The 7,908-nt window shown below is 71.9% G+C and carries 9 protein-coding genes; all 9 read left to right on the top strand.

Annotated elements, in window-relative coordinates:
* The first annotated feature begins 488 nt into the window (after positions 1 to 488).
* Complete coding sequence (locus AB1578_20035) at positions 489 to 1,124, top strand: TetR/AcrR family transcriptional regulator (GenBank protein ID MEW6490183.1); 636 nt, start codon at positions 489 to 491, stop codon at positions 1,122 to 1,124.
* 68 nt (positions 1,125 to 1,192) lie between these two features.
* Positions 1,193 to 1,735, top strand: a complete 543-nt coding sequence (locus AB1578_20030; protein MEW6490182.1) for a C-GCAxxG-C-C family protein — start codon at positions 1,193 to 1,195, stop codon at positions 1,733 to 1,735.
* A gap of 132 nt (positions 1,736 to 1,867) precedes the next feature.
* Positions 1,868 to 2,914 carry a glycosyltransferase gene (locus tag AB1578_20025; GenBank protein MEW6490181.1) on the top strand — a complete coding sequence of 349 codons (1,047 nt, stop codon included), beginning with the start codon at positions 1,868 to 1,870 and terminating at the stop codon, positions 2,912 to 2,914.
* Positions 2,904 to 4,685, top strand: a complete 1,782-nt coding sequence (locus AB1578_20020) for an FAD-dependent oxidoreductase (GenBank protein MEW6490180.1) — start codon at positions 2,904 to 2,906, stop codon at positions 4,683 to 4,685. The genes AB1578_20025 and AB1578_20020 overlap by 11 nt, the downstream gene beginning before the upstream one ends.
* Before the next feature lie 33 nt (positions 4,686 to 4,718).
* The gene (locus AB1578_20015) at positions 4,719 to 5,033 is read left to right on the top strand and encodes a hypothetical protein (GenBank protein MEW6490179.1); all 315 of its coding nucleotides are present in this window, start codon (positions 4,719 to 4,721) and stop codon (positions 5,031 to 5,033) included.
* Between the two features lie 33 nt (positions 5,034 to 5,066).
* Positions 5,067 to 5,444 carry a nuclear transport factor 2 family protein gene (locus AB1578_20010; protein ID MEW6490178.1) on the top strand — a complete coding sequence of 126 codons (378 nt, stop codon included), beginning with the start codon at positions 5,067 to 5,069 and terminating at the stop codon, positions 5,442 to 5,444.
* A gap of 52 nt (positions 5,445 to 5,496) precedes the next feature.
* Complete coding sequence (locus AB1578_20005) at positions 5,497 to 6,273, top strand: class I SAM-dependent methyltransferase (protein ID MEW6490177.1); 777 nt, start codon at positions 5,497 to 5,499, stop codon at positions 6,271 to 6,273.
* A complete protein-coding gene (locus AB1578_20000; GenBank protein ID MEW6490176.1) occupies positions 6,270 to 7,598 on the top strand; it encodes a hypothetical protein in 1,329 nt (442 codons plus the stop codon). The genes AB1578_20005 and AB1578_20000 overlap by 4 nt, the downstream gene beginning before the upstream one ends.
* Positions 7,583 to 7,908, top strand: a 326-nt coding sequence (locus AB1578_19995) for a hypothetical protein (protein MEW6490175.1), incomplete at its 3' end; no start/stop codon positions are given. The genes AB1578_20000 and AB1578_19995, both read left to right, overlap by 16 nt.

Below are 7,908 nucleotides of genomic sequence, written 5' to 3'. Positions count from 1 at the left end.
CAGGCACACTGCTGTCACGCTTCGCATCTCACACTCCTTCGGGGTGGGGCGGGGCCCGATTGTGGAACGGGCGTCTCTCGCCCGGCCGGGCCCCCACGGTTTCCAATACTGTACGGTACGGTATTGGCGTGTGCGCAAGATACTGTACCGTACAGAACGAGTCAAGTAAGAATTTCGTCGTCCAAGAATTCTTCGATCGCCGGGGTCGGGGACTTTCGGCAGCGGTCCCGAGTGCCCCAGTCCCCCCCCGGCCACCCCGTGCGTTGAGCGTGGCCGTTGTGCGGAGTTCCTGTCCGGAGGTTTCAGGGGAACTCGTCTTGACCACCCGGTGTCCTGTACCGTACGGTTTCAGGCTGATTGGGCGCGCCGGTGCCCGGCACCGGGCGGGACCGGGTCGGAGTCGGGACGGCGGCCGTGCGGCGAGGGTTTGGAAGTGTGCCGGGAGGCGGCGGGAAGGGGTCGGGATGTCGGAGGGAAGGAACCGAAACGTGCCCGCGCGGGCGGCCGGCCAGAGGCGGCGCAAGGCCATTCTGGAAGCGGCCTATGCCCTGTTCACGGAGAAGGGGTACGCGGCCGTCACCGTCGACGACATCATCCGCGTCGCCGGGGGGTCCAAGTCCACGATTTACGGTTTGTTCGGCAACAAGGAAGGCGTGCTCCAGGCCGTCATCGAGGACCTGGCCCGGGAGATGATCCGGGAAATCGAGTCGGCAGCCCCCGGGGGGGGCACGCCGCGCCAAGCGCTCACCCGCATCGGAAAGCGGATCGCGGCGCTCGCATTGTCCGAGAACGCCATCAATCAGTACCGGCTCGCGGTCGCCAACGCAAAGCCTCTCCCGAACCTCTCGCGGCTCTGGTACGAGTCGGGGCCGAAGACGACCTTCGAGGGGCTGGCGAGCTATCTGGAGCGCGAGACCCGGGCCGGCAGGCTGCACGTGCCGGACCCCGTCCGCGCGGCCGTGTTCTTCCTCGGGATGGTGATCTTCAAGGACCACCTCACCATGTCCATCGGTGCCGATCCCCCCTCCGAGGCCGAGAGGGCGCAGCTCGTGCGCGATGCCGTCGAGGTCTTCCTGGCCGCCTACGGTCCCCGAGCCGCAGCGCCGAGCCCGGGCAGCCCTTGACGGGCACCGGCAGGAAGCGGTACAGGCGTCCGAGCAACCGCCGGTTCCCCCACCCGCAGGAGGACGTCATGACCGACCAGGAAAAGATCGATGCAATCCGGCAGCGTGCTCGGGGCAACTTCTCCCTCGGCTACAACTGCGCGGAGTGCATCACCGAGGCTGTGCTCTCCCTCTCGGAGACCGGTCTGCCCGAGGAGGCGAAGAAGCTCGCCACGGGGTTCGGCGGCGGCATCGGCCTGTACGGGGACACCTGCGGTGCCCTGGCGGGGGCGGTAATGGCTGTGAGCGCGGTCCACGGGCGGGCGTCGCTGCCCGAGGGCGGCGACCGCAAGGAGGTGGCCGCGAGGTCCAAGGAGGAGCTCTACGGCCGGCCCGGTCTCTACCGGCTGTTCAACCAGATTCCCAACCGCTTCCGGGAGAAGTTCGGCACCACCCTGTGCCGCGAGATCACGACCGCGTGGCAGGACCAGTGGCTCTGCCGGGAGCACGCGCTGCACTGCCGCGAGGTCATCACCGAGGCGGCTGCCATCGCCGCCGAGCTCATCGTCGGAGACCGGGAGGAGCTGGCCTCGCGGCCGTTTGGCGAGAACGTGGAGAAGCTGGAGGACTGACCGGCTCCTTCCCGATCCCGGCCTGCACGCGGCGACACAGCAGGTGCCGGCTCGCGGTGGTGGCCTTCGCCGCGTTTGTAGTAGCATGCCGGCCCGTTGCTCGGCGGGCGCGGTGGAGAGAGGCGGGGCGCAATGGCGGGGTCCGGGGTTCCTTCGGTGGCGGTGATCGTGCCCGTGTACAACGGGGGGGCGGCCTTCCGCCGCTGCGCCGAGGCCCTTGCCTCGCTTGCCCCGCCGCCGGCGGAGTGGATCGTGGTGGGAGACGGGGACGAGGACGGGTCCTCGGAGCTCGCCCGGGGCCTCGGGGCCCGGGTGGTGCGCATCGCGGGGCCCCGGGGGCCGTCCCGGGCCCGCAACGCGGGCGTTCGGGCCGCGGCAAGCGACGTGGTGCTCTTCCTCGACGCCGACGTGCTCGCGCCCCCGGACACCGTGGCGCGGGTCCAGGCCGTGTTTGCCGCCGACCCGGAGCTCGGCGCCTGCTTCGGCTCCTACGACGACGCCCCGGCGGAGCCCAACTTCCTCTCCCAGTACAAGAACCTGCAGCACCACTACGTGCACCAGCGCGGCCGGGAGGAGGCCTCCACCTTCTGGGCCGGCTGCGGCGCCGTGCGCCGGGCGGCGTTCATCGACGCCGGGGGGTTCGACGAGGGCTACCGGACGCCGTGCATCGAGGACATCGAGCTCGGGTACCGCCTCCGGGAAAAGGGATACCGGATCCGCCTCGTCAAGGACCTCCAGGTCAAGCACCTCAAGCGCTGGGAGCCCGCTTCCCACCTGCGGGCCGAGATCTTCGGCCGGGCCCTTCCCTGGACCGAGCTCCTCCTGGGCCGCGGCGGGCTCGTAAACGACCTCAACACCGACCTCTCGACCCGGGCGAGCGTGGCGGCGGCGTGGCTGCTGGTCGGGACGCTCGCCGCCGGAGCCTTCGCCCCCGGCCTCCTGGGGGCGGCGCCCCTGTGGGCCGCGGCGCTCCTGGTGTTGAACCGGCACTTCTACGGGTTTCTCTATCGGAAGCGCGCAGGGGGGTTCCTGGCCCGGTCCCTCTTCTGGCACTGGCTCTACTTCTTCTACTGCGGACTGGCGTTTGCGGCGGGCTTGCTGCGCCACCGGCTGGGGGCGGGGCACCGGCGGCGGCGCAGTGCGTGGGGGTTTGCGGGGGGAGCCGCCGATGGGGGGTGAGCCGGTCGCGGTGCTGGGGGCCGGGCCCGCGGGCCTGGCGGCCGCCTACGAGCTGGTGCAGCGGGGTGTGGCGCCGCTCGTCCTGGAGAAGGGCGCCGCCGTCGGCGGCATCGCCCGCACCGAGGTGCACCGGGGCTACGGATTCGACGTGGGCGGCCACCGGTTCTTCACGAAGAACGAGGGGATCGAGCGCCTCTGGCACCAGGTGCTCGGCGAAGACTTCCTCCGGGTGCCGCGGCTCTCGCGCATCTACTACAACGGCCGGTTCTTCCGCTACCCCCTGGTCATCTCCAACACCCTGGCCAACCTGGGCCCCCTGGAGAGCCTGCTCATCCTCGCGAGCTACGTCCGTGCGAGAATCGCCCCCAGCCCCCGGGAGGAGAGCTTCGAGGAGTGGGTGGCCAACCGCTTCGGGCGCCGCCTGTACGAGACCTTCTTTCGCACCTATACGGAGAAGGTGTGGGGCATCCCCTGCACCCGGATCCGGGCGGACTGGGCGGCCCAGCGGATCAAGGGGCTCTCCCTGGCCACCGCCGTGGCCAAGGCCCTCCTGGGCGCGGGAAAGGCCAAGAGCCTGATCGACGCCTTCGACTATCCCCGGCGGGGCCCCGGTATGATGTGGGAGCGGTTTCGGGAGCGGATCGAGGCCGGAGGAGGAAGGGTCTGCCTCGGCACCGAGGTGACGGGGCTGGTCTGTGGGGACGGCCACGACGGCCGTAACGGCCGGGTGACCGCGGTGCGCGTGCGGGAGGGGGGGCAGGCGCGGGAGCTCCCGGTGAGCCGGGTCATCTCCACCCTTCCCCTCCAGAAGCTTCCGGGGCTCCTGGAGCCCGCACCGCCGTCCCAGGTGGTCGAGGCCGCCGCGCGGCTCTCCCATCGGTCGTTTCTCATGGTGGGGCTCATCCTGGACCGGGCCGGGCTCTTCCCGGACCAGTGGATCTACGTCCACAGCCCCGAGGTGCAGGTGGGGCGCATCCAGAACTTCGGCAACTGGAGCCCCGAGATGGTCCCCGAGCCGGGGCGCGCCGGGGTCGGGATGGAGTACTTCTGCAACGAGGGCGACGAGCTGTGGTGCCGCCCCGACGCGGAGCTGGGGGCCCTGGCGGCCCGGGAGCTGGAGCGGCTCGGCCTCGCCCGGGCCTCCGAGGTCGTGGACCACGTGGTGGTGCGCCAGCCCGACGCCTACCCCGTATACGACCAGGACTACCAGGAGCACCTGGCGGTGGTGCGCAGCCACCTGGCGGGTTTCGAGAACCTCCAGACCGCCGGCCGCAGCGGGATGCACCGCTACAACAACATGGACCACTCCATGCTCACCGGCATCCTGGCGGCCCAGAACGCCCTGGGGGCCCGGCACGACGTGTGGGACGTGAACGAGGAGGACGAGTACCTGGAGGAACAGGGCACCGCCAAGGGGGGGCGCCTCTACGAGGCGGTGCTGCAGCGGGCGCTCGCCCGCCTGGACAAGGTGGCCTTCGGGGCGGCGGTGGGCACCGCGGCGGGGCTCGGCCTCTTCCTGGCGACCCTGTGGCTCGTGGTGAAGGGAGGGCCGGTGGTGGGCCCGAAGCTCGGGCTGCTGGCCCAGTACTTCCCGGGATACCGGGTCACGTGGGGCGGTGCTTTCGTGGGCCTCTGGTACGGCTGTACCGTGGGCTTCGCCTTCGGCTGGGTCTTCGCGTGGCTGCGCAACTTTTCCCTGGCCCTCTACGTGTACCGGGTGCGCAGGCGCGAGGAGTCGGTGTCGCTGCGAAACATCCTGGACCGCGTGTGATCTTCCCCAGTCACCCCTGACGGAGGCGGCGCCATGAAGAACCCTCCCGGCTCCTCCCCCGAGGTCCAGGACCTCCTGCGGGGCGTCCTGCGACTCGACGCCAAGGTCCTGGCCCTGACCCTGGGCCTCCTGGGCGCGCTCGCGATCTTCGCTGCCACCAACTGGCTCGTGCTCAAGGGAGGGCCCCCGGTGGGGCCCCACCTGAGCCTCCTCTCCCAGTACTTCATCGGGTACCGGGTCACCTTTGCCGGGAGCTTCGTCGGAGCGGCCTGGGGGTTTGCCGCGGGGGCGGCGGCCGGCGTGGTGATCGCCTGGGTGTACAACCGGGTGGCGGCCTGGCGGCAGTGAGCCGGGCGGGCCCGGTGCGCCGAGGAGGAAGCGATGTTGGAGAGAGCCCGGGTGCTGGAAGTGCTGGAGACCTACCGGGAAGCGTGGGAAGGGCGGGACCCCGAGAAGATCCTGACCATCTTCACCGAGGACGCCACCTATCGGGAGCGGGCGTTCGAGGAGCCCTGCCGCGGCCACGAGGGGCTTCGCCGGTACTGGGAGGAGACGGTGGTGCGGGGGCAGGCCGACATCCGCTTTGCCCTGCTGCACCTCTACCTGGACGGCGACACGGCCATCGCGGAGTGGGAGGCCCGGTTTCGAGACGTGCGAAAGCGCGTGCCCCGGCACATCCGGGAAGTGGCCATTCTGGAGTTCCGAGGTGACAAGATCGCGACCTTGCGGGAGTACTGGTCTGCCAAGCCGGGAGGGTGAGGGTCCCTCCCAGGGAGCCGGCACGGGGAGCCGCCGGTCCCTGGCCGAGGTCGTGGGGATCCTGCGCCGCAGGCTCCGCGCCCGCTTCCTGGCGCTGCCCTGGAACGGGAAGAGGGCCAAGCGCCTGGTCGGCGAGGGCTACGACGCCATGGCTCCCGCGTACGCGCAGTGGTCGCTCTCCTGCGGCGGCAATCGACGGCGGGGCCGATGGGCCGCGGCCCTGGCCGGGAGCCTGCCCCGGGGGTCGGCAGTCCTAGACCTCGGGTGCGGGCCGGGGGCCGAGGCGGCCCTCTGGGCGCAGCGGGGCCTGGAGGTCACCGGCGTGGACCTCTCCGCCGAGAACGTCCGTCTGGCCCGGGAGCGAGTGGCCGGCGGCCGTTTCCTGCGGGGAGACATGGCCGAGCTCGACTTTCCGGCGGGATCGTTCGACGCGGTCGCCGCGTTCTACTCCCTCATCCATCTGCCCCGCCGGGAACAGCCGGGGATGATGGCCCGGATCCACGGCTGGCTGCGCCCCGGGGGGCTCTTCCTGGCCAATCTGGCGTCGCGGCCCTTCGGCGGGCTCTACGACCCGGGCTGGCTGGGCGTGCCCATGTACTGGAGCTCGCTGGGCAGCCAGGGGGCGCAGGGGGCGCTGCGAGGCGCAGGGTTCTCGGTGCTGCGGGCCGACCACGCGGCCGAGACCGATTTCGGAAGGCGGCACACGTTCCTGTGGTTCGTGGCGCAACGGGAGCCGGACGGGTCCGCCGATTTCCCCGGTGCTCGGGCCGAAGCCGCCCGGCTCCTGGCGGCCCTGGAGCAGCCGGGGGACGAAGGCGCGGCGCCGTGAGGGGCGAGCACCTGCACACCCTGGCGCGGCTGTGGCGTCACCCGGCCGCCTCCCGGGAGGAGCTCGCCGGGTTTCGGGACCGCAAGCTGCGCTCCGTGGTGGCCCGGGCCTACCGCACCGTGCCCTTCTACCGGTCGCTCCTGGACGGCTGCGGGGTGCGCCCTGAGGACGTGCGCGGGGTCGCAGACCTCTCGGTGCTTCCCATGACCTCGTCCCAGGACTACCGCACGCGGCCCCTGGAGGAGGTGATCTCCGGCCGGGTGTCGGCCCGCGCCCTGGTGCGGCGGCCCACCAGCGGCTCCAGCGGGCGCCCGTTCGTCATTCGCCGCACCGAGGCGGAGGACCATCTACTCAACCAGTTCCGCCTCCGGGCCCTGCGCGACTTCGGGGTGCGGCTGCGGGACCGGATCGGCCACGTGCGCCTCGTCTCGGCCAGCCACCGGCGCGGCTCCTGGGCGGGACGGCTCCGCCAGGCCCTGGGAATTCATCGGGAGTTTCCGGTAGACAGCCTGTGGCCGGCGGAGCGCCTGCTCGACGCCCTGACCGCCGCCCGGCCCGACGTGATCAAGGGGTACCCGAGCGTGCTCAGCCGGGCCGCCGGAAGCCTCCGCGAGCACCCCCAGCCGGAACTGGCCCCGCGGCTGGTGGTGGCCGGCGGCGAGACCCTGGCGCCGTTGCGCCGGCAGCGCATCCAGGAGGGGTTCGGGGCGCCGGTCTTCGACATCTACGGGGCCCACGAGTTCAACCTGCTCGCCTGGGAGTGCTCCCGAGCCGGGGGCTACCACGTGTGCGACGACAACGTGGTCCTCGAGGTCCTGCGCGACGGCCGTCCGGCCCGGCCCGGGGAGCGGGGCGAGGTGGTCGTGACCGGCCTCCACGGCTACGCCATGCCGTTCCTGCGCTACCGCCTGGGGGACGTGGCCATCCGCGGGCCGGAGGTCTGCTCGTGCGGGGCGCCGTTTTCCACCCTTCGGGGCGTCGAGGGCCGGATGCACGACTACTTCCGGATGCCCGGGGGCGGGCTGCTCCACCCCGACGAGATCGTCGTGCCGATCATGGAGGCGGAGGCGGGGTGGTTCGACCGCTACCAGCTCACCCAGGTGCGCGAGGACCTGGTGGTGCTCCAGGTACAGCCCTTCGACGCCCCCGGGGAAGAGAGGACGGCGCGGGTGCGCCGGCTCGCGGCCGAGCGGCTTCCCACCGGGGTGGCCTTTCGGCTGGAGCTCGTGGACCGGCTCGAGGAGCCGGGGCCGGGGGGGAAGTTTCGCTTCTGCCGCTCCCTGGTGGCCTCGGACCTGGACGGGGTCGAGTGGGGACGGCTCTGACCCCGGGCCCCGTGCCCGAGCCGGGGATGTCGGCCGAGGCCCGCAGCTCGGTGCGCAACGCCGGCCTCCTGGTGGTGCAGTGGGGGGCCCAGGTGGGGGCGGGAATCGCGTTCGCGGCGGTGGTGCCCCGCATGATGGGCCCCGAGGTGTACGGCCGCTACTCGCTCATCACGTCCGTCTCCCTGTGGTTCGTGCTCGCGGCCAGCCTGGGGCTCTTGCCCGTGATGGGCCGCTACGTGCCCGAGCTGCGCGCCGACCCGGGGCGGCTGCGGGCGTTCTTCGGGCGGCTGCTCGGCTTGCGTCTGGTCAC

This window comes from Thermodesulfobacteriota bacterium (genome assembly GCA_040756475.1).
Lineage (GTDB): Bacteria > Desulfobacterota > Deferrisomatia > Deferrisomatales > JACRMM01 > JBFLZB01.
This window is presented reverse-complemented; position numbering and strand designations above follow the sequence as displayed.

Coding starts and splice junctions, on each gene's coding strand:
- AB1578_20030 (MEW6490182.1), top strand. CDS start 1,193: ATGACCGACCAGGAAAAGATCGATGCAATCCGGCAGCGTGCTCGGGGC.
- AB1578_20025 (MEW6490181.1), top strand. CDS start 1,868: ATGGCGGGGTCCGGGGTTCCTTCGGTGGCGGTGATCGTGCCCGTGTAC.
- AB1578_20020 (MEW6490180.1), top strand. CDS start 2,904: ATGGGGGGTGAGCCGGTCGCGGTGCTGGGGGCCGGGCCCGCGGGCCTG.
- AB1578_20015 (MEW6490179.1), top strand. CDS start 4,719: ATGAAGAACCCTCCCGGCTCCTCCCCCGAGGTCCAGGACCTCCTGCGG.
- AB1578_20010 (MEW6490178.1), top strand. CDS start 5,067: ATGTTGGAGAGAGCCCGGGTGCTGGAAGTGCTGGAGACCTACCGGGAA.